The sequence below is a fragment of the Micromonospora sp. NPDC048871 genome (genome assembly GCF_043198155.1).
GTDB lineage: Bacteria > Actinomycetota > Actinomycetes > Mycobacteriales > Micromonosporaceae > Micromonospora.
In genome coordinates this window covers 19516-44735 of the sequence record NZ_JBICUM010000022.1, presented here as the reverse complement: position 1 = coordinate 44735, position 25220 = coordinate 19516, and the positions used below count along the sequence as shown (strand labels likewise).

Genomic DNA, 25220 nt, shown 5'->3' with positions numbered 1-25220 from the left:
CCGCCAGCCCTGCCCCCGACGCACCTTGCCGTCACCCCAAGATCGCGCTCGATGCGGGATCGAGTGGCATCCGGGCCACCGATAGCCACTCGATCCCCCATCGGGGCGTAATGACGCGCCGTGGGCGAGGAATGCGCGCGGGTGGGCGGGTTAGGCGAGGCGGGTGGCGCCGGCGGTGGGGGTGACGGTGGTGTGGGTGGGGGCGGTGAAGTCACGTTGGGCGTACGCCGTCGTGACGGCCTGGGCGACCGGGGCGGACTGGTCGGCCTCGACCAGGGCCAGGACGCAGCCACCGAAGCCGCCGCCGGTCATCCGGGCGCCCAGCGCTCCGGCGGCGAGTGCCGCCTCGACGGCGGTGTCCACCTGGGGCACGGTGATGGCGAAGTCGTCACGCATGGAGGTGTGCGAGGCGGTCAGCAGGGGACCGATCTGCCGGATCCGTCCGGCTCGTAGCAGGTCCACGGTGTCGCACACCCGCTGGTTCTCGGTGACCACATGCCGTACCCGGCGGCGGGTCTCGTCGTCGGGTAGCCGGGCCAGGGCCGCGTCGAGGCCCTCGGTCGACACCTCTCGCAGCGCGGGTACCCCGAGCAGGGCGGCGGCCTTCTCGCAGCTGTCGCGGCGGGCGGCGTACTCGCCGTCGACGTGGCGGTGCGGGGCGTTGCTGTCGATCACCAGGATGGCCAGCCCGGCGGCGTCCAGATCGAAGGGGATGTGTTCCACCTGCTCGGTGCGGCAGTCCAGGAACAGGGCGTGCCCGGCGCGGCAGCGGATCGCCGCAGACTGGTCCATGATGCCGGTGGGGGCCCCGACGTAGTGGTTCTCGCCCCGTTGGGCGAGGCGGGGTTGGGTCTCGGGGGGCAGGTCCAGGCCGCCGAGGTCGACCAGGGCGGCCAGCACGGCGGCCTCCAGGGCGGCGGAGGAGGACAGGCCGGCGCCCAGTGGTACGTCGGAGGCGATCGCCAGGCGGGCGCCGGGCACCCGGTGGCCCGCTTCGCGCAGCGACCAGACCATGGCGGCCACGTAGCCGGCCCAGCCGGTGATCCGGCCGGCACCGGTGACCTGCGCGGCACCGAAGTCGACCGTCTCGCCGGTCAGCTCCGACCAGACCCTCCAGGTCTCACCCGGCTGGGGCGCGGCGGCGACGACGGTACGCAGGGGGAGCGCGAAGGGCAGCACGAAGCCGTCGTTGTAGTCGGTGTGCTCGCCGATCAGGTTGACCCGGCCGGGAGCCGCCCAGCGGCCGGCGGGCGGCTCGGCGTACACCTGGTGGAAGCCGGCGGTGGCGCGGTCGGCGACCTTTCGGCCGGAGTCGATCACGGTTGGGCCAGTCGGTGGGTGCGGTAGAAGGCCCAGGCGTCGCTGACCATGTCGTGCAGGGTCGGCTTCTGCGGCTGCCAGCCCAGTTCGGCGCGGGCCAGCTCGGCGGAGGCGACCAGCTCGGCCGGGTCCCCTTCGCGGCGGGGCGCCACCTCGACCGGCACCGGATGGCCGGTTACCTCGCGGACCACCTCGGCCACCTGCCGGTTGGAGAAACCGCTGCCGTTACCGAGGTTGTAGATGCGGTGCTGCCCCGGCAGAGCCGCGTCCAGGGCGAGCAGGTGGGCCCGGGCCAGGTCGGCGACGTGGATGTAGTCGCGTACGCAGGTGCCGTCGATGGTGGGGTAGTCGTCGCCGAAGAGTTGCAGCTTCTCCCGCCGGTCGGCGGCCACCTCCAGGGCGATCGGGATGAGGTGGGTCTCCGGGTCGTGCCGTTCACCCAGGGCGATGTCACCGTCCAGGTAGGCGCCGGCGACATTGAAGTAGCGCAGCGAGACCGCAGCCAGGCCGTGCCCGATCGCCTCGGAGGTCAGGGCCATGTCGACGGCCAGCTTGGTCGCCCCGTACGTGTTGGTGGGGGCCTTGACGGCCGTCTCGACGATGGGCAGCTCGATCGGGTTGCCGTAGACGGCGGCGGTGGAGGAGAAGACCAGCCGGGGCACCCCGGCCGCCCGAACCGCGTCCAGCAGGGCCAGGGAGCCGACGGTGTTGTTGTGCCAGTACCGCTCCGGGGCGACCATCGACTCACCGGCGGCGATCAGTGCGGCGAAGTGCAACACGCCGTCGAACCCGGCCTGCGGGGTGAGTACCCGCGCGGCGTCGTGGATGTCCGCCTCGACATGGGTGGCCTCCGGGGCCAGGGCCTCCCGGTGACCGGTGCGCAGGTCGTCCAGGACGACTACCTGGTGACCCGCGTCGAGCAGCATCCGGGTAACCACGCTGCCGATGAAGCCGGCACCGCCGGTGACTAGCAGTTTCACCTCGGTCCTCCTGCCTGGCCCGTTGAGTGTGGCCGCGTATGGACAGCCTACGGCCGTCGCGCTGACTACCATCACTGTCATGCGGGCAGCGCGTCGGCGCGGATCCCGGTGGCGGCCAACCCAGCCCCGCCGCGAGCCAGGACGGCTGGCCCGGGGGGTCGCCCGGGTGGTGGTCCGGGCCGTCGACGGCGGGCTCCGGCTGGTCACCGCCCTGCTAGGTACGGGTCCGGCCGCCGGCCGGGAGCGGATCAGCGAGGCGGAGCTGCGCGATCTGGTCGCCGCGAACACCGTGCTGGACCCGGTGGGCCGACGCATCATCGACGAGGTGCTGGTGGCCGGGGCGAGTCTGGTCCGGGAGGTGATGATGCCCCGTACGGAGGTGGTGTTCCTGTCGGCGGCGTTGACCCTCGCCGAGGCCGAACCCCTGGTCCGGGCCGGAACGCACACCCGGTACCCGGTGGTCGACGGCACCCACGACGACGTGGTCGGCTTCGTGCATCTGCGCGACGTGCTGTGGCATCCGGACCGGGTGCCGAGCACGAAGGTCGGCGAGTTGGTCCGGGAGGTGAAGCGGCTGCCGGCCAGCAAGCGGGTGCTGGCCGCGTTGACCGAGATGCGGCGGGAGGGGCACCACCTGGCGGTGGTCATCGACGAGTACGGCGGTACGGCCGGCATCGTCACCTGCGAGGACCTGATCGAGGAACTGGTCGGTGAGATCCACGACGAGTCCGCCGAGCTGCCGGAGCCGACGCTGGCCGGTCTGCCGGCCGTGGTGGAGGGTCGGCTGAATCTGGCCGACTTCGCCGAACGCACTTCGGTGGTGCTGCCGGTCGGGCCGTACGAGACGGTGGGCGGGTTCGTGATGGCCGCCCTGGGCCGGCTGCCCAGGCCCGGTGACGAGGTTCCGGTGCCCGATCCGGCCGGGGCGGGTGGGGGGTGGCTGCTGCGGGTGTTGAGCCTGGAGGGGCGCCGGGTGGCCCGGCTCGCGGTCACCGTCGGCCGCCTGCCCGAACAGCGCAGATCGGTGGACCGACCCGCCGACCGGACCGGACCCGCCAGCCCGTCATGACGTACGCCGGGCGATGCTGACAGAATTGCCGGCATGTCCGACGTACCCGCCCGCCCGCGCGTCTTCTCCGGCATCCAGCCGACGGCCGACTCGTTCCACCTCGGCAACTATCTGGGCGCGGTGCGGCACTGGGTGGCGTTGCAGGAGTCGCACGAGGCGGTCTACTGCGTGGTCGACCTGCACGCCATCACGGCGGGCCACGATCCCAAGGTGCTGCATCAGCGCATCCGGGTGGCCGCCGCCCAGCTGCTGGCGGTCGGGTTGGACCCGCAGCGGTGCACCCTGTTCGTGCAGTCGCAGGTGCCCGAGCACGCGCAGCTGGCCTGGGTGCTGGGGTGCCTGACCGGGTTCGGCGAGGCCAGCCGGATGACCCAGTTCAAGGACAAGTCGCAGAAGCAGGGCAACGAGCGGGCCAGCGTGGGCCTGTTCACCTACCCGATCCTGCAGGCCGCCGACATCCTGCTCTACCAGGCCAACGCGGTGCCGGTGGGCGAGGACCAGCGTCAGCACCTGGAGCTGTCCCGGGATCTGGCGCAGCGGTTCAACACCCACTTCGGGTCGACCTTCACGGTGCCCGCCCCGCACATTGTGAAGGCCACCGCGAAGATCACCGACCTGCAGGACCCCACGGCGAAGATGTCGAAGTCCTCCTCCTCGCCGGCCGGCATCATCGACCTGCTGGACGATCCGGCCCGCTCGGCCAAGAAGATCCGTTCGGCGGTCACGGACACCGGTCGGGAGATCGTCTTCGACGAGGAGACCAAGCCGGGCATCTCCAACCTGCTGACCATCTTCTCGGCGCTGAGCGGGCGGAGCATCGACGACCTGGTGGCGGCGTACGACGGCAAGGGCTACGGCGATCTGAAGAAGGATCTCGCCGAGGTGGTCCGGGAGTTCGTCACCCCCATCCAGGAGCGCACCCGCTCCTACCTCGACGACCCGGCCCAGTTGGACAAGCTGCTCGCCGTGGGTGCGGAGAAGGCCCGGCGGTTGGCGACGCCGACCCTGCTCAAGGCGTACGAGCGGGTGGGTTTCTTCCCGCCGGTACGCGGCGAGTAGTCGTCCGCGACAGCGCGGGTGATCCGGACAGGTCGGTGGCCGAAGGAGTGGCGCGGAACGTGGATCACGGCAGCGGGGCGCCGGAGGCCGGCGAGACCGTCCAGATCGGCATCGCGGTGGACATCCCCGAGCCGTGGGGCGGCACGCTGACCCGGCGTCGGTTGGCGGCCGGTGACCCGAACACCGTTCCGGCGCATGTCACCCTGCTGGGGCCGACCGAGATCCCGGTGTCCGCGCTGCCCGCGGTGGAGCGGCACCTCGCTGGGGTGGCCGCGGCCCACCTGCCTTTCACCCTGCACCTGCGGGGTACCGGCACCTTCCGGCCGGTGACCCAGGTGGTCTTCGTGGCGGTCGCCGCCGGGATCAGCGAGTGCGAGTTGCTGGCCGCGGCGATCAACGCCGCTCCTGAGCTGCAACGGGAACTCCGTTTCCCGTACCACCCTCATGTGACCGTGGCGCAGGATGTCGCACCGGAGGCCCTGGACAAGGCGTACGAGGACCTGGCGGACTTCTCGGCGATGTTCGAGGTGGAGCACTTCACCCTGTTCTCGCACAGCGGCGAGGCACGGTTCCAGCCCCGTCGGGACTTCCGGCTGGGCGGTTGAGCCTTCGGCTGCGCCGAGCAGCGAGCGCGGTGACGAGTAAGCGGCGAGGATGACGAGGTGAACCTCCTGGGTCGGGTCGAGGCGGGCATCGACCGCCGGCTCAGCGCCGCCCGGCACCGCTGGCCGGCCTTCGGGCACCTGTGGCGGGCCGGGGTGCGCTACACCGATCTTCAGGGTGGTCGGCTGGCCGCCGCGATCGCGTACTACGGCTTCTTCGCGGTCTTCGCGCTCGCGCTTGTCGCGTACGCGGCGTTCGGTGCGCTCCTCGACGACAACGACGAGGTACGCGCGGCGGCGGAGGATTTCCTGCGGGAGAATCTGCCCTTCCTCGATCCGGCCCAGGTGGCCGAGAGCAGTGGCACGGTCGGGGTGGTGGGTCTGCTGATCCTGATCCTGACCGGGATCGGGTGGGTCGAGGCGATCCGTTCTTCGCAGCGGCTGATCCACGGTCTCAACCAGCATCCGGGCAACCTGGTGGTCCGCCGGTTCGTCGACCTGGGGGTGCTGCTGGTGGTCTTCGTGCTGCTGGGTGCCTCGGTGGCGGCGGTGGACGCCCTGGAGTCCCTGCTGCGCTTCCTGCTGCGCAGCACCGGGTCGGTCGGGTTGACCACGATCAGTGCGGTGCTCAGCGTGCTGATCAACGCGGTGTTGGCCACCCTGCTGCTGATCGTGGTGCCCAGGGTGCAGATGAGCCGGGCGCGGCTGCGGCCGGTGGTGCTGGTGGTCGCGGTCGGCATCACCCTGCTCAACACGGTCGGTCGGTTCTGGGTGGGGCGGGTCGAGCACAATCCGGCGTACACCGTGGTGGCCACCGCGGTGGGTCTGCTGGTCTACCTGTACCTGCTCAACCAGTTGGTGCTCTTCGGGGCGGCGTTGGCCGCGACCAGCCGGCGCGGCCGGGTGGTGGACCTGGCCCGGGGTGGCCGACGGGTGGAATTCGACTCGGACACCGATCCGGGCCTCCCAGGCGGGACCGGCTGAGGTCGTTGTCGATGTGCCGAAGCTGCCGCGTGCGGGCCGGGCAGCGACGATGATGACCCCGTGGGGGTACTCGTGACGCTGGACCTGCCGGAGGACTCGCCGATGCGCGACCTGCCGTGGATCATCACCTTCGGTCCGCTCGGTGACGACGACGAGTGGGAACCGGTGGTCTGCGGCCCGTACGAGCGGGAACACGCCATGGCCCTGGCCGAGGCGGTGGTCGCCGACGGGGCGCTGATGGCGGTGGTCGAGCCGCTGATACCTGCGGTCTCCGTGGAACAGATCCGGGGCGAGATAGCCACCGCCCAACTGGCCGCCCAGGACGAGGAGGTCCAGACGGAGCGGGCCGACCTCTACGGCGACTACGAGGACACCATCGACGAGGAGGACCTGGCGGAGGAGGAGGATCGGGACACCGGCCCCCTGCCGACCCCGGACGCAGCCGAGCTGCGCGCCGGGTTCGCCCGCATCGCCGCCCGGCTGACCAGCGGCTGAGCACCCGAGGGCCGTCAGCCCCAGCCGTCCGGCGGCGCGCAGCACGCCGGACGACCAGGTTGCTGACGGACTACCCGATCAGCGGCGCTCGAACCAGACAGCCGTGTCGATGTCCAGCAGGTGCCCGCCGTCCTGCTCGGTGACCGTCGCGCTGGCCACCAGGGGGGTGCCGTACCCCTCGATCCGTACCGGGGCGTCCCCGAGGTTGACCACGCAGGTCAGCACGGTGTCGCCGGCGGACCGGGTGAAGGCGAGCACCCCGGGGTCGGCCTCCTGCCAGGTGATGCCGCCGGTGCCGGCCAGGGCGGGATGGGTACGGCGGATCCGCAGCGCCGCCCGGTACAGCTCCAGGGTCGAGCCGGGCACCCCGGTCTGGGCGGCCACCGACAACGCGCCCCAGGTAGCCGGGGCCGGCAGCCAGCTCAGTTCGCTACCGGCCGGTCCGAAGCCGTACGGGGCCAGTTCGCCGCTCCACGGCATCGGCACCCGGCAGCCGTCCCGACTCTCGCCGGTACGTAGGAAGGCCGGGTCCTGGCGCAGCTCGTCCGGCAGGTCGAGCACCTCCGGCAAACCCAGCTCCTCGCCCTGGTAGAGGTAGGCGCAGCCGGGCAGGGCGAGCATCAGCAGCGCGGCCGCGCGGGCCCGACGCAGCCCTACCTCGCCGTCGCCGTAGCGGGTGACGTGCCGCTGCCGGTCGTGGTTGGACAGCACCCAGGTGGTGGGGGCGCCGACGATTGTCGACTCGGCCAGGGCGGTGTCGATGACCTTGCGGAAGGAGTCGGCCGACCAGGTGGCGTCGAGGAAGTCGAAGCTGAAGGCCTGGTGCAACTCGTCCGGCCCGATGTAGCGGGCCAGCCGCTGGGGGGTCTCGGCCCAGGCCTCGGCCACCGCCATCCGGCCCCCGGGGTAGCTGTCCAGGATGGGCCGCCAGGCGCGGTAGATGTCGTGCACCTCGTCCTGGTCGAAGTAGGGCAGCCGACCCTTGCCGAGCAGTTCGGACTGCCGCCGGCCGGTGGTCATCGAGTTGAAGCCGACGTCCGGCAGCCCCTCGGCCTTGATCATGCCGTGGGCCACGTCGATGCGGAACCCGTCCACCCCACGGTCCAGCCAGAACCGCAGGACCTCCTCGAACTCGGCGCGTACCTGGGGATGGCGCCAGTTCAGGTCGGGCTGGGCCGGGTCGAACAGGTGCAGGTACCACTGGCCGTCCGGCACCCGGGTCCAGGCCGGGCCGCCGAAGATGCTCTCCCAGTCGTTCGGGGGCTGCTCGCCGTGCTCACCCTTGCCGTCGGCGAAGAGGTACCGCTCGCGTTCCGGTGAGCCGGGGCCGGCCGCCAACGCCGCCTGGAACCAGGGGTGCTGGTCGGAGGTGTGGTTGGGCACGATGTCGACGATGATCCGCAGGCCCAGGGCGTGCGCGTCGGTGATCATCGCCTCGAAGTCGCCGAGGGTGCCGAACATCGGGTCGACGTCCCGGTAGTCGGCGACGTCGTACCCGCCGTCGACCATCGGGGAGGTGTAGAAGGGGGTCAACCAGAGGGCGTCCACGCCCAGCTCACGCAGGTACGGCAGGCGTTGCCGGATGCCCTGGAGATCACCGATGCCATCCCCGTTGGCGTCGGCGAAGCTGCGGACGTAGACCTGGTAGACGACGGCGGATCGCCACCAGCCGGCATCGGAGGTCAGCGGCGAGGGATTGCTGACGGTCATCGGGTGTTCCCCGTTCTGTGGCGCGGGACGGCGGCACCCGGCGTGGCAACGGTGGGACGCACGGGTGTCTGAGAAGAATGCCGGGCGGCCCTTGCAAGAGTCAAGCAGACCTTGCGCAAGAAATGACCGAGGGTCAGTGGAAGGCGGTGGGTGTCACGCCGGGACCGGCAACGCCGGCGGGGTCGGGCGCGGCGGGCCACCCTGGGCGGGGGTGGTGTCCGCCCGGGCCACCGCGGTCGAGCCGCGGACCACCAGTTCGGGCCGGAAAAGGTACTCCGAGTGCGGGGCGCCGTGCCCGTTGATCTCGTCTACCAGCGCCCGCACCGCAGCCACCGCCATCGCGGCGACCGGCTGGCGCATGGTGGTCAGCGGTGGGTCGGTGAAGGCCATCAGCGGTGAGTCGTCGTAGCCGACCACGGAGAGGTCACCGGGTACGGAGAGGCCCCGCTGGCGGGCGGCCCGGATCGCGCCGAGGGCCATCAGGTCGGAACCGCAGACGATGCCGGTGGCGCCGCGTTCGATCAGTCGCCCGGCTGCCGCCTCGCCACCCTCCACCCCGAACAGGGACAGCTCGGTCAGCTCGGCCAACTCGTCGTCCTCGACCCCGACCAGGCGCTGCATCGCCGCCTTGTATCCGTTCACCTTGCGTTGCACCGGCACGAACCGGTCCGGCCCGGTGATCAGGCCGATCCGCCGGTGGCCCAGGGCCACCAGATGGGCCACCGCCAGCTCAGCGGCCTCCCGGTCGTCACACGAGACGAAGGGTGCGGCGATGCCGGGTGCGTACCCGTTGATCATGACGATGGGCAGTGGCCGGGCGATCAGGGTCCGGTACCGGTCGTGGTCGGCCGCGGTGTCGGCGTGCAGGCCGGAGACGAAGACGATGCCGGAGACCTGCCGATCCAGCAGCATCTCGACGTACTCGTCCTCGCGGACCCCGCCGGGGGTCTGGGTGCACAGCACCGGGGTGTAGCCGGTGGGTGCCAGCGCCGACTCGATGATCTGGGCGAAGGCGGGGAAGATCGGGTTGTCCAGCTCCGGCACCACCAGGCCGACCAGCCCGGCGCTGCGCTTGCGTAGCCGGGCGGGGCGTTCGTAGCCGAGCACGTCCAGGGCGGTGAGGACGGCCTGCCGGGTCTCGGGGGCCACGCCGGGGCGGTCGTTGAGCACCCGCGACACCGTGGCCTCGCTGACGTCGGCCTGTTGAGCGATGTCGGACAAACGAGCGCGCATGGCGGCACTGTAGCTTACGGCCAACTTCTTGCGCAGTAGGCGGCAAGAACTTGCATAATCGAGCAGCGGCCGCTGGAAAAGGCCGCCATCGCGCGCCCTCCTCCGGTCGCCCAGTGGGACGTACAGCTAACTTCCGTTCGCCCAAGGTGATCGGGGCTGCTTGATCGGTCAATCATCCGCGTACTGAAATGCCCCGACTGGCGACGGCTTGTCGGCTGGTCGGGTTGCGGATGGGGCACGGTTGTTGCAGCAGTGTTCGCAAGGGGTTTCGAGTTACGAAAACTCTTGCTACTGTCCCCGCCGTTACCCGGCAGGCAACTTAGGAGCGAACATGCGTCGCACAGCCAGGGGGATCGCCGTACTCGCCTCCGCCAGTCTCGCCCTCACCGTCGCCGCGTGCGGCAGCGAGGACAAGGCGGCCGAGGAGCAGCCCAAGGCCGACCCCGCCGCCCTCACCGCGGAACTGACCTGGTGGGACACCTCGGACCCGCAGAACGAGGGCCCGGCGTTCAAGGAGTTGATCGCCAAGTTCAACCAGACCTACCCGAACGTGAAGATCAACTACCAGTCGGTCCCGTTCGGTGAGGCCCAGAACAAGTTCAAGACCGCCGCCCAGGCCAAGACCGGGGCCCCGGACATCCTGCGGGCCGAGGTGGCCTGGGTGCCCGAGTTCGCCTCCCTCGGCTACCTCTACGCCCTCGACGGCTCGGAGCTGCTCAGCGACGCCGACGACTTCCTGGCGACCCCGCTGGCCTCCAACAAGTACGACGGCAAGACCTACGGGGTCCCGCAGGTCACCGACAGCCTCGCGCTGATGTACAACAAGGACCTGCTCAGCAAGGCCGGCATCAGCGCACCGCCGAAGACCTGGGCCGAGCTGAAGTCCGCCGCGCAGACCATCAAGGACTCAACCGACGCCGAGGGCGTGTACCTCAACCCGGCCGGCTACTTCATGCTGCCCTTCATGTACGGCGAGGGGGGCGACCTGGTCGACGCCGAGGCCAAGAAGATCACCATCAACTCGGAGCAGAACGCCGCCGGGCTGAAGATCGCCAAGGACCTGATCGACAGCGGGGCCGCCGCCAAGCCCTCCGCCAACGACGCCTACGGCACCATGATGACCCTGTTCAAGGAGCAGAAGGTCGCCATGATCATCAACGGGCCGTGGGAGGTCAACAACGTCTCCTCGGCGCCGGACTTCGGCGGCCTGGAGAACCTGGGCATCGCCCCGGTGCCGGCCGGCTCCGCCCGCGCCGGTGGCCCGGTCGGTGGCCACAACTACGTGATCTGGTCCGGCATGCCACCGGAGAAGATCGACGCCGCCGTCGCCTTCGTGAAGTTCATGGCCTCCGCCGAGTCGCAGGCCTTCCTGTCGGAGAAGCTCGGCGTGCTGCCCACCCGCACCTCGGCGTACCAGGTGGACGCGGTCAAGAACAACCCCGTCGTGGCCGCCTTCCAGGCCGTCAACGAGGCCGCCGTGGGTCGCCCCTGGATCCCCGAGGCCGGCCAGTTCTTCGGCCCCCTCGACCAGATGGCCACCGAGGTCCTGATCCAGAACAAGGACCCCAAGGCCGCGCTGGACAACGTCGCCAAGAAGTACAAGGCCGAGGTCGTACCCGGCTACGGACTCTGATCCACCCTCGGCGGGCCCGGGGTCTCTCGGGCCCGCCCCGCCCACCGGTGATGCGCCGGTGACCCTTCGGCACCCGGCAGCGGATCGGCGACCGGCACGGCCGCCGATCCGGCCGAACCCTCTGCTCTGGAGCGCAGCTGGATGACCACCGTGACAGCCGACCCGGCGCCGCCCACGACGCCGCCCGGCCGACCCGCTCGTCCCTCCCGGCTGCGCCGCAGCTGGGAGAAGCACTGGTACGCCTGGGCGATGGTGCTGCCCGTCGTCATCGTCCTGGCGGTACTGATCTTCTACCCGCTGTTCCGCGGGATCTGGCTCTCCTTCACCAACCTCACCGAGGCCAACCAGGTCGCCGAGATCTGCACCAAGTCGATCACCGGCGGCGAGGTCTGCACCGACAACCCCAACAAGTGGGAGTTCGTCGGCCTGGACAACTACGTGCGGGTGCTCACCGGTGAGGTCGGCGAGTTCTGGCAGTGGACCGGCGTCACCCTGATCTGGACCTTCGTCTGTGTGGCCTGCCACTTCGGTCTGGGGCTTGGCCTGGCCACCATGCTCAACCGCCCGATGCGGGCCCGCTCGCTCTACCGGGTGCTGCTGGTGCTGCCCTGGGCGGTGCCGGCCTTCGTCAGCGCCTTCGCCTGGAAGTTTATCTTCAACGAGCGCTTCGGCCTGGCCAACGCGCTGCTTACCGCCCTCGGCATCGATCCGGTCTCCTGGTTCGCCGACCGGTGGACCGCCCTGCTCACCGCCATCGTCACCAACGTCTGGCTGGGGGTGCCCTTCATGATAGTCGCCCTGCTCGGCGGGATGCAGACCATCCCCAGCGAGCTCTACGAGGCGGCCGAGATCGACGGGGCCTCGGCCTGGCAGCGATTCCGCAACATCACCCTGCCCGGGCTGCGTCCGGTCAGCATGACCGTGGTGCTGCTCGGCACCATCTGGACCTTCAACATGTTCCCGATCATCTTCCTGGTCACCGAGGGACAACCGGCCGGACAGAGCGAGATCCTGGTGACCGGTGCCTACCGGGCCGCCTTCGAGGGCATCCGCAACTACTCCCTGGCCTCGACGTACGGGGTACTGATCCTGTCGATCCTGCTGGTGTTCTCGGTGTTCTACCGGCGGGTGCTGCGCAAGCAAGGCGAGGTGTGGTGATGGGCAAGGTCGTTCGTCCGGGTCGCAGCCGGCGGAGCCCGGCGATGTCCGTACTGCTGCACGGCACCCTGATCCTGGCCTCGCTGATCGCGATCGGCCCGATCGCCTGGGTGCTGCTCTCCTCCCTCAAGCCCGGGTACGCCATCCAGAGCAGCGAGTTGACCCTGTTCCGGGACACCACCCTGGCCAACTACAGCTACGTGTTGACCGAGACGAACTTCCCGCGCTGGTTCCTCAACTCGGTGATCGTCGCCGCCTTCACCATGACCATCGGCATCTTCCTGTCGGCCACCACCGGTTACGCGGTGTCCCGGTTCAACTTCCCGGGCCGCCGTCCGCTGATGCTGGTCTTCCTGGTAACCCAGATGTTCCCGGTGGCCATCCTGATCGTGCCGATCTACACGATCCTGGCCCGGTTGGGCCTGATCAACACCATGCCGGCGTTGATCATCGCGTACCTGACCATCGCGGTGCCCTTCTGCGCCTGGATGTTGAAGGGCTATTTCGACTCCATCCCCACCTCCCTGGACGAGGCGGCGGCCCTGGACGGCTGCGGGCCCTTCGCCACCTTCTGGAAGGTGGTGCTGCCGCTGGCCCGTCCGGCCGTGGCGGTCACCGCCTTCTACACCTTCCTCACCGCCTGGGGTGAGGTGGCGTACGCCTCGGCCTTCATCCAGACCGACGACAAGTTCACCCTGGCGTACGGGTTGCAGCAGTTCGTGCCGCAGTTCAACCCGCAGTGGGAGTACCTGACGGCCGCCGCCGTCCTGGTGACCGTCCCGGCCGGGCTGGTCTTCTTCTTCGCCCAGAAGCACCTGGTGTCCGGCCTGACGGCCGGTGGGACGAAGGGCTGACCAGGTGGCTCTACTACGAACCGTCGTTGATAGGGCAGGATAGGTGGATGGAAGCACTCCGACTCATCCTCCTCTACATCCACCTCATCGGGTTCGCGCTGTTGCTGGGTGGTGCGATCGCGCAATACATCAGCGGCAAGCTCCGGATCAACGCGGCCATGCTCTGGGGCGCGGTGATCCAGCTGCTGAGCGGCACCGGCCTGGCGGCCCCGCTGCGCGACGGTGACGAGCCGGATCCGGCGAAGCTCGTCGTCAAGTTCCTGATCTCTCTGGCGATCTTCGTGATGGTCTTCTTCTCCCGCAAGCGGGCCGACGTCAACCGTGGTCATTTTCTCGCCATCGTGGCACTGACTCTGGTCAACGCGGCAGTGGCGGTCTTCTGGCGCTGATCGAAAATCGGTCGGCCGGCCCCAGGGGTCGGCCGACCGATCCCATTTGACTTCGCATCACTCATTCCCGAGGGCGGCCCGGACCCCGACCGCCCGATGGTGTCCCTTGCCGTGCGGCAGTACCTGCCGGTGTGGCCTGGGATTTTGTGCCGGATGGGGCCTCGCGCCCGGTCGGCGGCGCTTGTGCCGGCCCGGTGAACCCGGTCGGGGTGAGAGCGGCGGTGAATGCCCGCTTCGCAAATAGTCGAATTCCGCATTTGGGCGGGACACATCCAGCGATAATTGGCGCTACGCGCAGACCGGTAAGCGTACGTCGATAGCCTCGAACCCGGCGTCGCAGCCCCGATATCGCGACATACCCTTCAATGGGCGGCAGGGGAATTATCTCCGATTCGTCGTTAGCGGTCGCCGGGGCCACGCCGGGGCGACCGGTGGTGGGCCGGAGTTGTCCGCTGGGGTCGCCGACCGGTTCATACCCGCTTCTACCAGGGACGATTCCCCTGGAAGCCGACTGCCGTCCGGCTCATCCGCACGCCCTGTATCCCACCGACCAGTCAACTGCCCGAATCAGGGGTCCGCGACTGTCGCGCGTTGTAGACCTCCGACGGAGACCGCCGAACCCGTGATGTTCCCCACCCGAGAATTACGCCTGGGTAACGGGGCTCCAACAGTCCTGCACGATTGTCGTTGGGTAGGCGGGCGTGGGCGTACGCTCTGCGTCCGTAACGTGGGATGCCGGCAGCACAGCGCAGGCCGGTTCAAGGGCAGCCACCGCAACCACGCGGTGTGCAATGGGAAGGGAGACGTCTTGCGCTCGGTGCGTGGGATGCGGATTGCCTCGGTCATCGCGGCGGGTGGGCTCGTACTGAGCGCCGCCGCTTGTGGCGAGGCTCCGGATGAGGAGAACAACGCCGGTTCCGGCGGCGAGAAGTTCAGCGCCTGCATGGTCACCGACGTCGGCGGCATCGACGACAAGTCGTTCAACACCTCGGCCTGGAAGGGCCTCGAGGCCGCCAAGGCCGCGAACAGCAACATCGAGATCAAGTACGTGGCCTCCAAGGCCGAGGCGGACTACGAGCCGAACCTCACCCAGTACGTCAACCAGGACTGCAACTTCATCCTGGCCGTCGGCGGTCTGATGGGCGACGCCACCAAGAAGATCGCCGAGGCGAACCCGGACCAGCAGTTCGGCATCGTCGACGCCAACCCGGGCGTGACCAACGTCTTCCCGATGGAGTTCGACACCGCGCAGGCCGCCTTCCTCGCCGGCTACGTAGCCGCGGGCATGAGTGAGAGCGGCAAGGTGGGCACCTACGGCGGCGTCAAGATCCCGCCGGTGACCATCTTCATGGACGGCTTCGTCGACGGCGTCGCCCACTACAACAAGGCCAAGGGCGCCAACGTCCAGGCCCTCGGTTGGAACAAGGCGACCCAGAACGGCTCCTTCGCCAACACCTTCGAGAAGCAGGACGACGGCAAGAAGGTCAGCGACGCGCTGGTCGCCCAGGGCGCGGACATCATCATGCCGGTCGCCGGTGGCGCCGGCCTCGGCACCACCGCCGCGGCCCAGGCCTCGGGCGGCAAGTACACCGCCATCTGGGTGGACGTCGACGGCTGCGAGAGCACCCAGAACTGCGCGGCGATCCTGACCACCGTGGTGAAGAACATGCCGGACGCCGTCAAGGACGCCGTGCTCAAGGCCGCCGGTGGCGAGAAGCTCAACGCCGAGGAGGGCTTCGTCGGCACCCTGGCCAACAACGGCGTCTCGATCGCCCCGTTCCACGAGTTCGACAGCAAGGTCCCGGCCGAGCTCAAGGCCGAGGTCGAGAAGCTGAAGGCGGACATCGTCGCCGGCACCGTCAAGGTCGAGTCGGCCGCCCAGCCGAAGTGACCCTTGGTCGCCTGCCTGCGATGGGACGATCACCGCAGGCGGGCGGCCAGCCGAGCCACAGCATGATCCGGCCGCCCCGCGGCGGGTAACCCCCGCTGCCGGGGCGGCCGGTGGCGCACCCCGGTCCGGGTCGGCGTCACACCCCGGTCGTCAGCGGCTACGCTGCACCATCGCTTCGCACTCCAGGAGGTTGCGCTGAGACTCGAACTGCGCGGCATCACCAAGCGGTTCGGTGATCTGGTCGCCAACGACCACATCGATCTGACGGTGGAGCCTGGAGAGATTCACGCCCTGCTCGGCGAGAACGGTGCCGGCAAGTCGACCCTGATGAACGTGCTCTACGGGCTCTACCAGCCGGACGAGGGCGAGATTCTGGTCGACGGCAAGCCGTTGAAGCTGCGCGGCCCCTCCGACGCCATCGCGGCCGGCATCGGCATGGTGCACCAGCACTTCATGCTCGTACCGGTCTTCACCGTCACCGAGAACGTCATGCTCGGTGCCGAGCAGGTGCGCGGTGGCATCGCCGGTTTCCTGGACCGGCGCCGGGCCCGGCGCGAGGTCGCCGAGGTGTCCGAGCGGTACAACCTGCGGGTCGACCCGGACGCGGTGATCGAGGACCTGCCGGTGGGTGTGCAGCAGCGGGTGGAGATCGTCAAGGCGCTGACCCGCGACGTGGACCTGCTCATCCTCGACGAGCCGACCGCGGTGCTAACCCCGCAGGAGACCGAGGAACTGCTCGCCGTGATGCGGTCGCTCAAGGCCGCCGGCAAGTCGATCGTCTTCATCACCCACAAGCTCGGCGAGGTGAAGGCGATCGCCGACCGGATCACCGTGATCCGGCGCGGCAGGACCGTGGGCACGGCCTCCCCGCAGGCCAGCCGCGACGAGCTGGCCGCCCTGATGGTCGGCCGTACCGTCCGACTAACCGTGGACAAGGCCCCGGCCACCGCCGGTGAGCCGGTCCTGGAGGTCGCCGGCCTGGTCGTCGACGACGACCGGCAGATCCGCGCGGTGGACGGTGTCGACCTGACGGTACGCGCAGGCGAGGTGCTCGGCATCGCGGGAGTGCAGGGCAACGGTCAGACCGAACTGGTCGAGGCGATCATGGGCTTGCGTCCGGTGCTCGCCGGCACGGTGAGCCTCGACGGGAAGCGCGTCGACGGCTGGTCGACCAAGAAGGTGTTGCGGGCGGGCGTCGGCTACGTCCCCGAGGACCGCAGCGTGGACGGTCTGGTCAAGGAGTTCTCCGTGGCGGAGAACCTGGTCCTGGACATCTACGACCGGCCCCCGTTCGGCCGGGGTCTGTCGATCAAGCCGGAGGCGATCGCCAGGTCGGCCAAGGAGCGAATCGAGCAGTTCGACGTCCGTACCTCGTCTGCCCAGGCGCCGGTCGGCACCCTCTCCGGCGGCAACCAGCAGAAGGTGATCGTGGCCCGGGAACTGTCCCGGCCCCTGAAGCTCTTCATCGCCGCCCAGCCCACCCGGGGGGTGGACGTGGGCTCGATCGAGTTCATCCACAGCCGGATCATCCGCGAGCGGGACATCGGCACCGCCGTGCTGGTGGTCTCCAGCGAACTCGACGAGGTGATCGGGCTGGCCGACCGGATCGCGGTGATGTATCGCGGCCGGGTCATCGGCATCGTCGGCCCGGACACCCCACGCGAGGAGATCGGCCTGCTGATGGCCGGCATCATGCCCGGCACCGAGGGTGAAGCACCCGGGGCCGACCCGGTCGCCGACGGCCGGGACGCGACCACCGATGCCGACACGGTCTCCGGCGGGGGCGTCACCGCGACCACCGACCGCGACGTCACGGCGACCACGGACGAGGTGGCTTCCGGTCCCGAGGGGCCAGGCAACGAGGACGAGAAGGCATGACCGACAACCTTCAGCCCGGCTCCCCGGACAAGGAGCCGGCGAGCCCGGAGCAGGCCGCCCACAGCGCGCTCGACAACACCGAGCAGGCCGAGGCCGCCACCACGCCGACCAGCCCGGAGCCGCGGCCCACCCTGGGACGGCTGTTCCTGGAGAACCTGTGGGCCGCCAACACCTTCACGGTGACCGTGCTGTCGCTGGTGCTGGCGATGGTCGTCGGCGCCATCCTGATGATCATCTCCGATCCGGACGTGCTGGCCACCTACGCCTACATCACGGCCCGCCCCTCGGACGCGATCAACTCCAGTTGGACCCTGGTCAGTGAGGCGTACGCGAACCTGTTCAAGGGCTCCGTCTTCGATCCGGGAGCGACCACCCTCACCGCCGCGTTGCATCCGATCTCGGAGACCCTCACGTACACCGCCCCCCTGGTCTTCACCGGCCTGTCGGTGGCGCTCGCCTTCCGGGGCGGCCTGTTCAACATCGGGGCCCAGGGGCAGGCCGTCATGGGCGTCGTGCTGGCCGCCCTGGCCGGCTTCCTGCTGCCGCTGCCGCCCGGGTTGCACCTGCTGGTCGCGGTGCTCGCCGGCGCGCTCGGCGGCGCCATCTGGGGCTTCATCCCGGGCATCCTCAAGGCGCGAACCGGCGCCCACGAGGTGATCAATACGATCATGCTCAACTACATCGCGGTCTACTTCCTGACCTGGCTGATCCTGCAGAACGGGGTGCAGGACCCGAACCGCACCGACGCGATCAGCCGGCCGGTGGACGCCTCCGCCCAACTGCCCCGCCTCTTCGGCGAGCCGCTGCGGGCGCACGCCGGCATCTTCCTGGCGGTGCTGGCCACCTGGGCGGTCGCCTGGCTGCTCAACCGCTCCACCCTCGGCTTCGAACTGCGAGCGGTGGGGGCCAACCCGGATGCGGCCCGGACCGCCGGCATCAGCGTCACCCGCACGTACGTCCTGGTCATGGTCTTCGCCGGGATCCTCGCCGGGCTCGGCGGTTCGCAGATGGTGCTCGGCACCACGGCCGCCGCGCTGACCCCCCTGGTGATCGCCCAGATCGGCTTCGACGGCATCCTGATCGCCCTGCTCGGCCGGGTGAAGCCGTGGGGCGTCGCAATGGCCGCGCTGCTGTTCGGCGCACTGCAGGCCGGCGGCAACCGGATGCAGTCGTACTCCGGGATCTCGCTGGAACTCGTCACCGTGCTTCAGGCGCTGATCGTCATCTTCATCGCCGCCCCCGCCCTGGTGAAGGCGATCTTCCAGCTCCGGGCCGCCCGCGCCGCCCGGCTCCAGACGAGCCTCGCGAAGGGCTGGTGAGGCATGTCCACCATGGCTGTTCCCGACGTCGCGGTCGCCTCGGTCGACGAGGGATTCTGGACCCGTACCCGCAAGGTCGGCGTGGTGCTGCTGGCGCTCGGCCTGCTGGCCACGGTGCTGTTCGGTGCCCTGGCCACCGGCGAGCAGGCCCGCTTCACCCTCAGCGAGGACGCCGCCGGAGCGGCGCTGGAGGTCAACGGCACGGTCGGTGCGATCGTCTTCGGGCTGATCACCCTGGCCGCCGGTGCGGCGATGCTCACCCGGCTGCCGAAGCGCTGGTTCCTCCCGGTGCTCGCGGTGGGCCTGGTCGCCTTCGTGCTCTCCTTCCTGTGCTGGCAGGTCTCCGCCGCGCCGGCCGGGCAGAACTTCATGCCCCTGGTCAACATCGTGCGGGGCACCTTCCTGCTGGCCCTGCCGCTGATCTTCGGCGCGCTGGCCGGGGTGCTCTGCGAGCGGTCCGGCGTGGTGAACGTGGCCATCGAGGGGCAGTTGCTGATGGGGGCGTTCAGCGGCGCGCTGTTCGGCAGCATCAGCGGCAACGTCTGGGTCGGTCTGGTCGCCGCCGCGATCGGCGGCTCCTTCATCTCGCTGCTGCTGGCCGTCTTCTCCATCAAATACCTGGTCGACCAGGTGGTCATGGGCATCGTGCTGAACCTGCTGGCGCTCGGCATCACCGGCTTCCTCTACGAGCGGCTGATGCAGACCAACTCGGAGCGCTACAACAGCGCCCCCCGGTTCAGCAACTGGGAGATCCCGCTGCTGTCGGACATCCCGCTGCTGGGCCCGGCGCTGTTCCGGGGCAACATCTTCCTCTACCTCGCCCTGCTGCTGGTGCTCGTCATCCACATCGCGCTGTTCCGTACCCGGTGGGGGCTGCGGACCCGTTCGGTCGGTGAGCACCCGACGGCGGCGGACACCCTCGGCGTGAAGGTGCTCGGGCTGCGCTACCGCAACGTGATCCTGGCCGGGGCGATCGCCGGCATCGGCGGTGCCTCGTACACCCTGGCGCTCTACTCGTTCACCAAGAACATGATCGGCGGCAAGGGCTTCATCGCCCTGGCCGCGCTGATCTTCGGCCGGTGGAGTCCGACCGGGGCGCTGCTCGCCGCCCTCTTCTTCGGCTTCGCCGACCAGTTGGCCACCTACCTGGGCGCGATCAACAGCATCATCCCCGGCCAGTTCCTGGCCATGCTGCCGTACCTTGCGACCATCCTGGCGGTGGCCGGACTGGTCGGCCGGGTGCGGGCACCGGCCGCGGACGGTAAGCCGTACATCAAGGGCTGAGCCAGGGAGCGGAGCATGGAGATCGACTGGGGGCGGCTGCGGGCCGCGGCCACCGAGGTGATGCGGCACGCGTACGTGCCGTACTCGAACTTCCCGGTGGGAGCGGCGGCGCTTGTCGACGACGGCCGGATCGTGGTCGGCTGCAACGTCGAGAACGCCGCGTACGGCGTGGTGCTCTGCGCCGAATGCGGAGTGGTCTCCTCCCTGCACGCCACCGGGGGAGGCCGGATCGTCGCGCTGTCCTGCGTCGACGCCACCGGTGAGCCGCTGATGCCGTGCGGACGGTGCCGGCAGCTGCTCTGGGAACAGGGTGGACCGGACTGCCTGATCGAGGCCAGGAGCGGGCCGCTGCGGATGTCCGAACTGCTGCCGCACGCCTTCGACGTGGGCGACCTGGAGGCGGTCACCGGCGAGCAGTCGGTGCCGGAGGTACCCGCCCGGTTGGCCGCCTGGCGTGGCCGGGGCACCGTCTTCGTACACCCCGACCTGTCCGCCGGGCAGCAGATCTGGACGGCGTACTGGGAACGGTCCTCCGGCGAGGACGCGGGGGCCGAGACCGGGGTGCTGGAGGAGGGGCCGAGCTGGGGCGATCCGGCTGAGGCGATCAGCTGGGGGTTGGCGCGGACGCCTCGGGTCGTGGTGGTGGACGCGTCCGGCGCGATCTTCTGGGCTGGTGAGGGTGAGCCGCCGGCGGAGGTTCCGGATCGCTGGGGTGGCTGAGCTTGGGGGGATGGGCCGACCGGGACCGGCTCCGGGCGGTCAGGCTTGATCCCTCCGCCGGTCCCGGTCGGCCCATCCCCTCGGTGGGTGCGGTGGGCGAACCGGTATCACCATGCGACTAGGGAAGAGCTGTCTGATGAGTGGGTTTGCGGCGGTTGATGTTATTCGGGTGAAGCGGGACGGGGGGGTGCTCTCCGACTCGCAGATCGACTGGGTGGTGGATGCGTACACCCGGGGGGTGGTGGCCGACGAGCAGATGTCGGCGCTGGCCATGGCGATCCTGCTCAACGGGATGACCCCGGCGGAGATCGCCCGGTGGACCGCCGCGATGATCGCCAGCGGTGAGCGGCTTGATCTGTCCTCGGTGGCCCGGCCCACCGTGGACAAGCACTCCACCGGTGGGGTCGGTGACAAGATCACTCTGCCGTTGACCCCGCTGGTGGCGGCCTGCGGTGCGGCCGTGCCGCAGCTGTCCGGCCGAGGGCTGGGGCACACCGGCGGCACCCTGGACAAACTGGAGTCCATTCCCGGGTGGCGGGCCGCGCTGAGCAACCAGGAGTTCATCGCGCAGCTGCGCGACATCGGCGCGGTCATCTGCGCCGCCGGGTCGGGGCTGGCCCCGGCCGACCGCAAGCTGTACGCGCTGCGCGACGTCACCGGCACGGTGGAGGCGATTCCGCTGATCGCCAGCTCGATCATGAGCAAGAAGATCGCCGAGGGCACCGGGGCCCTGGTGCTCGACGTCAAGGTCGGCTCCGGCGCGTTCATGAAGTCCGTCGACGATGCCCGGCAGTTGGCCCGGACCATGGTCGAACTGGGTGGCGCGCACGGGGTGAAGACCGTGGCCCTGCTCACCGACATGTCCACCCCCCTAGGTCTGACCATCGGCAACGGGGTGGAGGTGACCGAGTCCGTCGAGGTGCTCGCCGGTGGCGGCCCCGCCGACGTGGTGGAACTGACCCTGGCCCTGGCCCGGGAGATGCTCGACGCCGCCGGGCTGACCGACGCCGATCCGGCCGCCGCCCTGCGGGACGGGCGGGCGATGGACGTGTGGCGCGCGATGATCCGCGCCCAGGGGGGCGACCCGGATGCCCCGATGCCCCAGGCCCCCGAGGTGGAGGTGGTCCGGGCGGACTCCGACGGCCACGTGGCGGCGATCGACGCGTACGCCATGGGGGTTGCGGCCTGGCGACTGGGTGCCGGCCGGGCCCGCAAGGAGGACCCGGTCAGCGTGCCCGCGGGGGTGGTGCTGCACAAGCGCCCCGGTGACCCGGTGCGGGCCGGCGAGCCGCTGTACGAGTTGCGCGCCGAGCGGGCCGAGAGCATCCCGGCCGCACTGGCGCAGGCGGCCTCGGCGGTGACCGTGGCGGCGCAGCCACCGGCATCGACCCCGCTGGTGATCGAACGAATCGAGTGAGTCGACCCGCCCTCTTGACCCATGGTGCCCGACCATTCGGGCCGCTACTCTCGCAGGCCAGGGGGGACCGCCGGCGCCGCGAGGCCGTTAGCAGACAGGGATCTTGCTGTGATCGTTCCTGCCCCGGACCCCCGGGAAGTGCGTGAGGCGAGCCTGGAGGAGCTGTCCCGGTTGGGGCTGCCGCTGCCACCTCCGCAGTTTCCGCTGGTGTGGGAGCCGGGCGACCGGATCGAGCTGCGGCCCACCGTGGAGATCGAGGCGCGGATCGCGGTACTGCATCTGATCCTGGCCCGCTGCTTCGGCATGCCGGCCCGGGCGGCGATGAGTTGGCTGCTGGCCTCGCATCTGGTGGAGATGGTCACCCCGCCGGAGTTCCAGTTCGTCACCGGGGCCAAGGGGGACCACCGTTCGTTCGTCCTGCACCACGACGCGGTGTTCTCGCTGGCCTGGGTGCTCGGCCTGACCAAGCAGCTGGACCCCACCCTGGCGGTGGACGAGCGGCTGGTGGAGCGACTGCCGAACATCGTCGAGGGGGAGACCTTCCCGCAGTGGCGCTCCCGCATCCTGACCGCGCCGCAACATCCGGCGGACGCGGCGGCCCTGCTGGACCTGCACTACTGCCTGGACTGGGCTTACCTTGAGGTGGACCGGGCCGGTGGGGTGCTGCCCGGCCTGGTCGACGCCAACGCGATCGGCCAGCGACGATGGGCCCTGGAGTGGGCGGTGATCCTGCGCGGGCCGTACCACGACGAACCCCCGGGTTGGGAAGAGGTGGATCTCTCCACCTAGCGGGGGCGGTACACCCCCAGCCGGACCGCCATCCGCACCCGGACCGGCTCGCCCAGGCCCCCGATCCGGTCGGCCAACCCCGCCGGGTCGGCGTGCCAGGCGCTCGGCCCCATGCCGACCAGGGTGGCCACCTCCGCATGCGACAGGGTCAACTCCCGCCGGTGCACGGTGCTGGACTCCTCGACGAAGTGGTCCCCGAGGCTGGCCGCCACCCGGTCCACCTTGGCCGGGTCGACCCGCAGCAGACCCAGGGCGTCGACCAGTTCGGTCAGGTGCTCGGCGGTCGGGGTGACCACCAGCAGCCGCCCGGCCGGGTCGATGACCCGGCGGAACTCCGGCCCGTTGCGGGGGGCGAAGACGTTCAGCAGCAGCGCCACCGAGGCGTCCGCCAACGGCAGCCGCTGCCAGGTGTCGGCCAGGGCGGCGCTGCCGCGCGGGTGTGCCCGGGCGGCCCGGCGTACCGCGGGCTTGGCGATGTCCAGCGCCAGACCGACCGCCGCCGGCACCGCCGCCAGCACCGCCGCGAGGTGCCGACCGGTGCCCGCTCCGGCATCCACCACCAGGGGGTACGCCCGCGCCGTACCGGCGGGTGGGGAGGGTAGGTGGCGCGCGGCGGCCTCGGCCAGGGCGGTGGAGATGATGTCGTAGTGGCCGGCGGCCAGGAACTGGGCCCGCGCGGCGATCATCTCCGTCGTGTCGCCGAGGTGCGGGGCCCTACCGGTCAGCAGGTTGACGTAACCCTGCCGGGCGATGTCGAAGCTGTGCCGGCGTGGACAGCGCAGGGCCTGGCCGCCATCGGCGGTGATGGTCAGCCCCTCGCCGCAGACCGGGCAACGCAGGCGCTCGACGACCCGGGGATCCGGTCCAACTGCGGTCACCCGGTCATTGTCCCCGCTGTCGGCTGGGGAGGGTCGGCGCAGGGTACTAGGGTCAGAGCATGGTCACGACTCTGCGGTACGAGGACATCGTCAAGGCACCCAAGGCGCTGCTGCACGACCACCTGGACGGCGGCCTGCGACCTGCGACGATCATCGACCTGGCTGCCGAGATCGGACATCCGCTGCCCACCACCGACCCCCAGGAGTTGGGCCGGTGGTTCGTGGCGGCGGCCGACTCCGGGTCGTTGGAGCGTTACCTGGAGACCTTCGCGCACACCGTGGCCGTGATGCAGACCCCCGCCGCGCTGCGTCGGGTGGCCCGGGAGTGCGCCCTGGACCTGGCCGCCGACGGGGTGGTCTACGCCGAGGTGCGGTTCGCGCCGGAGCAGCACCTGGAACGGGACCTGAGCCTGGACGAGGTGGTCGAGGCGGTGCTGGCCGGGTTCGCCGAGGGCAGCGCCCTGGCCGCCGAGTCCGGTACCCCGATCCGGGTCGGCACCCTGCTGACCGCGATGCGGCACGCGGCCCGCTCGCAGGAGATCGCCGAGTTGGCCGTCCGGCACCGCGACCACGGGGTGGTCGGCTTCGACATCGCCGGGGCGGAGGCGGGCTTCCCGCCCACCCGGCACCTGGACGCCTTCGAATACCTCCAGCGGGAGAACTTCCACTTCACCATCCACGCCGGTGAGGCCTTCGGGCTGCCCTCGATCTGGCAGGCCATCCAGTGGTGCGGGGCGGACCGCCTGGGCCACGGGGTACGCATCGTCGACGACATCACCCCCGGTGCCCAGCCGGTGCTCGGTCGGCTGGCCGCGTACGTGCGGGACAAGCGCATCCCGCTGGAGTTGTGCCCCTCGTCGAACGTGCAGACCGGGGCTGCCCCCTCGATCGCCGAGCACCCGATCGGACTGCTCCGTGACCTGCGGTTCCGGGTGACCGTCAACACCGACAACCGGTTGATGAGCGGCACCTCGGTCTCCCGGGAGATGGCCCTGCTCTGCGACGCCTTCGGCTACGGCTGGCGCGAGTTGCAGTGGTTCACCATCAACGCGATGAAGAGCGCCTTCATCCCCTTCGACGAGCGCCTTCAGATCATCGACGAGGTGATCAAGCCGGCGTACGCGAAGCTGCTGGGCTGAGAGCCGGGGCCCGGCCTCACCGCACGGGTGGCCCACCTGCGGCGCGCAGGTGGGCCACCCGGCGCAGCACCTCCCGGCCGCGGGCCGCCTCCGCGCCGAGGCCGGTCTGTCGACGCAGCACGGCCGGTTCGGCGCGCAGCAGGGCCATCCCGCGCCGCAGCAGCACCCGGGGGCCCTTGCGCTGCTCGGCGAGATCCCGGCTCAACCGTCGCAGGAAGGTCGCCCCACGCGGCCGACGCAGGGCGTACGCCCCGGCCAGCAGGCCGCGTTGTCGGCATTCCTCGACGATCTCGGCAGCGAAAATCCCTTCGGCGACGAAAAGTGGCGCATCGGCCAGATCAAATCGTCGGGTGGTCACCCGGCGATCCTCATTTATGGCATAGACCGGCACGTCTGCCTGACCGTGACGAACCAGTTGG

General features: G+C 70.2%; 23 protein-coding genes. 17 read left to right on the top strand and 6 right to left on the bottom strand.

The features are described from left to right. Positions 1-150 precede the first annotated feature (150 nt). Together galK and galE are read right to left on the bottom strand one after the other, a co-directional pair. Positions 151-1320, bottom strand: coding sequence for a galactokinase (galK, locus tag ACGFIK_RS27345; protein ID WP_327022816.1), 1170 nt, complete (start codon positions 1318-1320; stop codon positions 151-153). Further along, complete coding sequence (gene galE / locus ACGFIK_RS27340; RefSeq protein ID WP_393342105.1) at positions 1317-2246, bottom strand: UDP-glucose 4-epimerase GalE; 930 nt, start codon at positions 2244-2246, stop codon at positions 1317-1319. The genes galK and galE overlap by 4 nt, the downstream gene beginning before the upstream one ends. A gap of 133 nt (positions 2247-2379) precedes the next feature. Here galE and ACGFIK_RS27335 point away from each other — a divergent pair, with 133 nt between their 5' ends. From ACGFIK_RS27335 to ACGFIK_RS27315, 5 genes are read left to right on the top strand one after another with little or no spacing between them, the layout of a single operon-like run. Then, on the top strand, positions 2380-3369 hold the full coding sequence (locus ACGFIK_RS27335) for a CBS domain-containing protein (protein ID WP_327022814.1): 990 nt from the start codon (positions 2380-2382) through the stop codon (positions 3367-3369). A gap of 33 nt (positions 3370-3402) precedes the next feature. Beyond that, positions 3403-4428, top strand: a complete 1026-nt coding sequence (gene trpS, locus ACGFIK_RS27330) for a tryptophan--tRNA ligase (protein WP_327022813.1) — start codon at positions 3403-3405, stop codon at positions 4426-4428. Positions 4429-4463: 35 nt separating this feature from the next. Next, the gene (locus tag ACGFIK_RS27325; protein ID WP_327022812.1) at positions 4464-5033 is read left to right on the top strand and encodes a 2'-5' RNA ligase family protein; all 570 of its coding nucleotides are present in this window, start codon (positions 4464-4466) and stop codon (positions 5031-5033) included. Between the two features lie 57 nt (positions 5034-5090). Beyond that, a complete protein-coding gene (locus ACGFIK_RS27320; protein ID WP_327022811.1) occupies positions 5091-6014 on the top strand; it encodes a YhjD/YihY/BrkB family envelope integrity protein in 924 nt (307 codons plus the stop codon). Between the two features lie 60 nt (positions 6015-6074). After that, positions 6075-6509, top strand: coding sequence for a hypothetical protein (locus tag ACGFIK_RS27315; RefSeq protein ID WP_393342086.1), 435 nt, complete (start codon positions 6075-6077; stop codon positions 6507-6509). A gap of 78 nt (positions 6510-6587) precedes the next feature. Here the strand turns inward: ACGFIK_RS27315 and ACGFIK_RS27310 are convergent, their stop codons facing one another. Together ACGFIK_RS27310 and ACGFIK_RS27305 are read right to left on the bottom strand one after the other, a co-directional pair. Further along, the gene (locus ACGFIK_RS27310) at positions 6588-8219 is read right to left on the bottom strand and encodes a glycoside hydrolase family 13 protein (protein ID WP_357531238.1); all 1632 of its coding nucleotides are present in this window, start codon (positions 8217-8219) and stop codon (positions 6588-6590) included. Between the two features lie 153 nt (positions 8220-8372). After that, entirely contained in the window at positions 8373-9452 is a 1080-nt protein-coding gene (locus ACGFIK_RS27305) for a LacI family DNA-binding transcriptional regulator (protein WP_327022808.1), read from the bottom strand. A 331-nt stretch (positions 9453-9783) separates the two neighbouring features. Between ACGFIK_RS27305 and ACGFIK_RS27300 the strand changes: the two genes are divergently transcribed. From ACGFIK_RS27300 to ACGFIK_RS27250, 11 genes are all read left to right on the top strand, one after another. Continuing rightward, positions 9784-11085, top strand: a complete 1302-nt coding sequence (locus tag ACGFIK_RS27300) for an extracellular solute-binding protein (RefSeq protein ID WP_327022807.1) — start codon at positions 9784-9786, stop codon at positions 11083-11085. Positions 11086-11226: 141 nt separating this feature from the next. After that, positions 11227-12243, top strand: coding sequence for a sugar ABC transporter permease (locus ACGFIK_RS27295; RefSeq protein ID WP_327022806.1), 1017 nt, complete (start codon positions 11227-11229; stop codon positions 12241-12243). Then, a complete protein-coding gene (locus tag ACGFIK_RS27290) occupies positions 12243-13097 on the top strand; it encodes a sugar ABC transporter permease (RefSeq protein WP_327022805.1) in 855 nt (284 codons plus the stop codon). The genes ACGFIK_RS27295 and ACGFIK_RS27290 overlap by 1 nt, the downstream gene beginning before the upstream one ends. Positions 13098-13144: 47 nt before the next feature. After that, a complete protein-coding gene (locus tag ACGFIK_RS27285; RefSeq protein WP_327022804.1) occupies positions 13145-13486 on the top strand; it encodes a hypothetical protein in 342 nt (113 codons plus the stop codon). Positions 13487-14312: 826 nt separating this feature from the next. Beyond that, positions 14313-15377, top strand: a complete 1065-nt coding sequence (locus ACGFIK_RS27280; RefSeq protein ID WP_327022803.1) for a BMP family ABC transporter substrate-binding protein — start codon at positions 14313-14315, stop codon at positions 15375-15377. Positions 15378-15539: 162 nt separating this feature from the next. Then, a complete protein-coding gene (locus ACGFIK_RS27275) occupies positions 15540-17255 on the top strand; it encodes an ABC transporter ATP-binding protein (RefSeq protein ID WP_327027274.1) in 1716 nt (571 codons plus the stop codon). Next, the gene (locus tag ACGFIK_RS27270) at positions 17252-18574 is read left to right on the top strand and encodes an ABC transporter permease (RefSeq protein ID WP_327022802.1); all 1323 of its coding nucleotides are present in this window, start codon (positions 17252-17254) and stop codon (positions 18572-18574) included. Before ACGFIK_RS27275 ends, ACGFIK_RS27270 begins: the two co-directional genes overlap by 4 nt. A 3-nt stretch (positions 18575-18577) precedes the next feature. Next, on the top strand, positions 18578-19858 hold the full coding sequence (locus tag ACGFIK_RS27265) for an ABC transporter permease (protein ID WP_327022801.1): 1281 nt from the start codon (positions 18578-18580) through the stop codon (positions 19856-19858). 15 nt (positions 19859-19873) lie between these two features. Beyond that, the gene (locus ACGFIK_RS27260) at positions 19874-20578 is read left to right on the top strand and encodes a cytidine deaminase (protein WP_327022800.1); all 705 of its coding nucleotides are present in this window, start codon (positions 19874-19876) and stop codon (positions 20576-20578) included. A 136-nt stretch (positions 20579-20714) separates the two neighbouring features. Further along, entirely contained in the window at positions 20715-21995 is a 1281-nt protein-coding gene (locus ACGFIK_RS27255; protein ID WP_327022799.1) for a thymidine phosphorylase, read from the top strand. 108 nt (positions 21996-22103) lie between these two features. Continuing rightward, positions 22104-22784 (top strand): DUF4272 domain-containing protein, encoded by a 681-nt coding sequence (locus tag ACGFIK_RS27250; protein ID WP_327022798.1) that lies wholly within the window; start codon positions 22104-22106, stop codon positions 22782-22784. Here the strand turns inward: ACGFIK_RS27250 and ACGFIK_RS27245 are convergent. Continuing rightward, a complete protein-coding gene (locus ACGFIK_RS27245; RefSeq protein WP_327022797.1) occupies positions 22781-23662 on the bottom strand; it encodes a putative RNA methyltransferase in 882 nt (293 codons plus the stop codon). The two genes, ACGFIK_RS27250 and ACGFIK_RS27245, sit on opposite strands and share 4 nt — an antisense overlap. Positions 23663-23721: 59 nt before the next feature. On the opposite strand from ACGFIK_RS27245, the gene ACGFIK_RS27240 reads away from it, so the two are divergent. Beyond that, positions 23722-24801: an adenosine deaminase gene (locus ACGFIK_RS27240; protein WP_327022796.1), complete on the top strand. Its 1080-nt coding sequence runs from the start codon at positions 23722-23724 to the stop codon at positions 24799-24801. Positions 24802-24817: 16 nt separating this feature from the next. Here ACGFIK_RS27240 and ACGFIK_RS27235 read toward each other — a convergent pair whose 3' ends face one another. Beyond that, on the bottom strand, positions 24818-25159 hold the full coding sequence (locus ACGFIK_RS27235) for a hypothetical protein (RefSeq protein ID WP_327022795.1): 342 nt from the start codon (positions 25157-25159) through the stop codon (positions 24818-24820). Positions 25160-25220: the final 61 nt, after the last annotated feature.

What these genes read in the sequence shown, in the direction of transcription:
- ACGFIK_RS27300 (WP_327022807.1), top strand. Translation starts at nt 9,784, where the DNA reads ATGCGTCGCACAGCCAGGGGGATCGCCGTACTCGCCTCCGCCAGTCTC.
- ACGFIK_RS27260 (WP_327022800.1), top strand. Translation starts at nt 19,874, where the DNA reads ATGGAGATCGACTGGGGGCGGCTGCGGGCCGCGGCCACCGAGGTGATG.
- ACGFIK_RS27295 (WP_327022806.1), top strand. Translation starts at nt 11,227, where the DNA reads ATGACCACCGTGACAGCCGACCCGGCGCCGCCCACGACGCCGCCCGGC.
- ACGFIK_RS27255 (WP_327022799.1), top strand. Translation starts at nt 20,715, where the DNA reads ATGAGTGGGTTTGCGGCGGTTGATGTTATTCGGGTGAAGCGGGACGGG.
- ACGFIK_RS27310 (WP_357531238.1), bottom strand. Translation starts at nt 8,219, where the DNA reads ATGACCGTCAGCAATCCCTCGCCGCTGACCTCCGATGCCGGCTGGTGG.
- ACGFIK_RS27280 (WP_327022803.1), top strand. Translation starts at nt 14,313, where the DNA reads ATGCGGATTGCCTCGGTCATCGCGGCGGGTGGGCTCGTACTGAGCGCC.
- ACGFIK_RS27265 (WP_327022801.1), top strand. Translation starts at nt 18,578, where the DNA reads ATGTCCACCATGGCTGTTCCCGACGTCGCGGTCGCCTCGGTCGACGAG.
- ACGFIK_RS27335 (WP_327022814.1), top strand. Translation starts at nt 2,380, where the DNA reads ATGCGGGCAGCGCGTCGGCGCGGATCCCGGTGGCGGCCAACCCAGCCC.
- ACGFIK_RS27290 (WP_327022805.1), top strand. Translation starts at nt 12,243, where the DNA reads ATGGGCAAGGTCGTTCGTCCGGGTCGCAGCCGGCGGAGCCCGGCGATG.
- galE (WP_393342105.1), bottom strand. Translation starts at nt 2,246, where the DNA reads ATGCTGCTCGACGCGGGTCACCAGGTAGTCGTCCTGGACGACCTGCGC.
- ACGFIK_RS27305 (WP_327022808.1), bottom strand. Translation starts at nt 9,452, where the DNA reads ATGCGCGCTCGTTTGTCCGACATCGCTCAACAGGCCGACGTCAGCGAG.
- trpS (WP_327022813.1), top strand. Translation starts at nt 3,403, where the DNA reads ATGTCCGACGTACCCGCCCGCCCGCGCGTCTTCTCCGGCATCCAGCCG.
- ACGFIK_RS27285 (WP_327022804.1), top strand. Translation starts at nt 13,145, where the DNA reads ATGGAAGCACTCCGACTCATCCTCCTCTACATCCACCTCATCGGGTTC.
- ACGFIK_RS27270 (WP_327022802.1), top strand. Translation starts at nt 17,252, where the DNA reads ATGACCGACAACCTTCAGCCCGGCTCCCCGGACAAGGAGCCGGCGAGC.
- ACGFIK_RS27240 (WP_327022796.1), top strand. Translation starts at nt 23,722, where the DNA reads ATGGTCACGACTCTGCGGTACGAGGACATCGTCAAGGCACCCAAGGCG.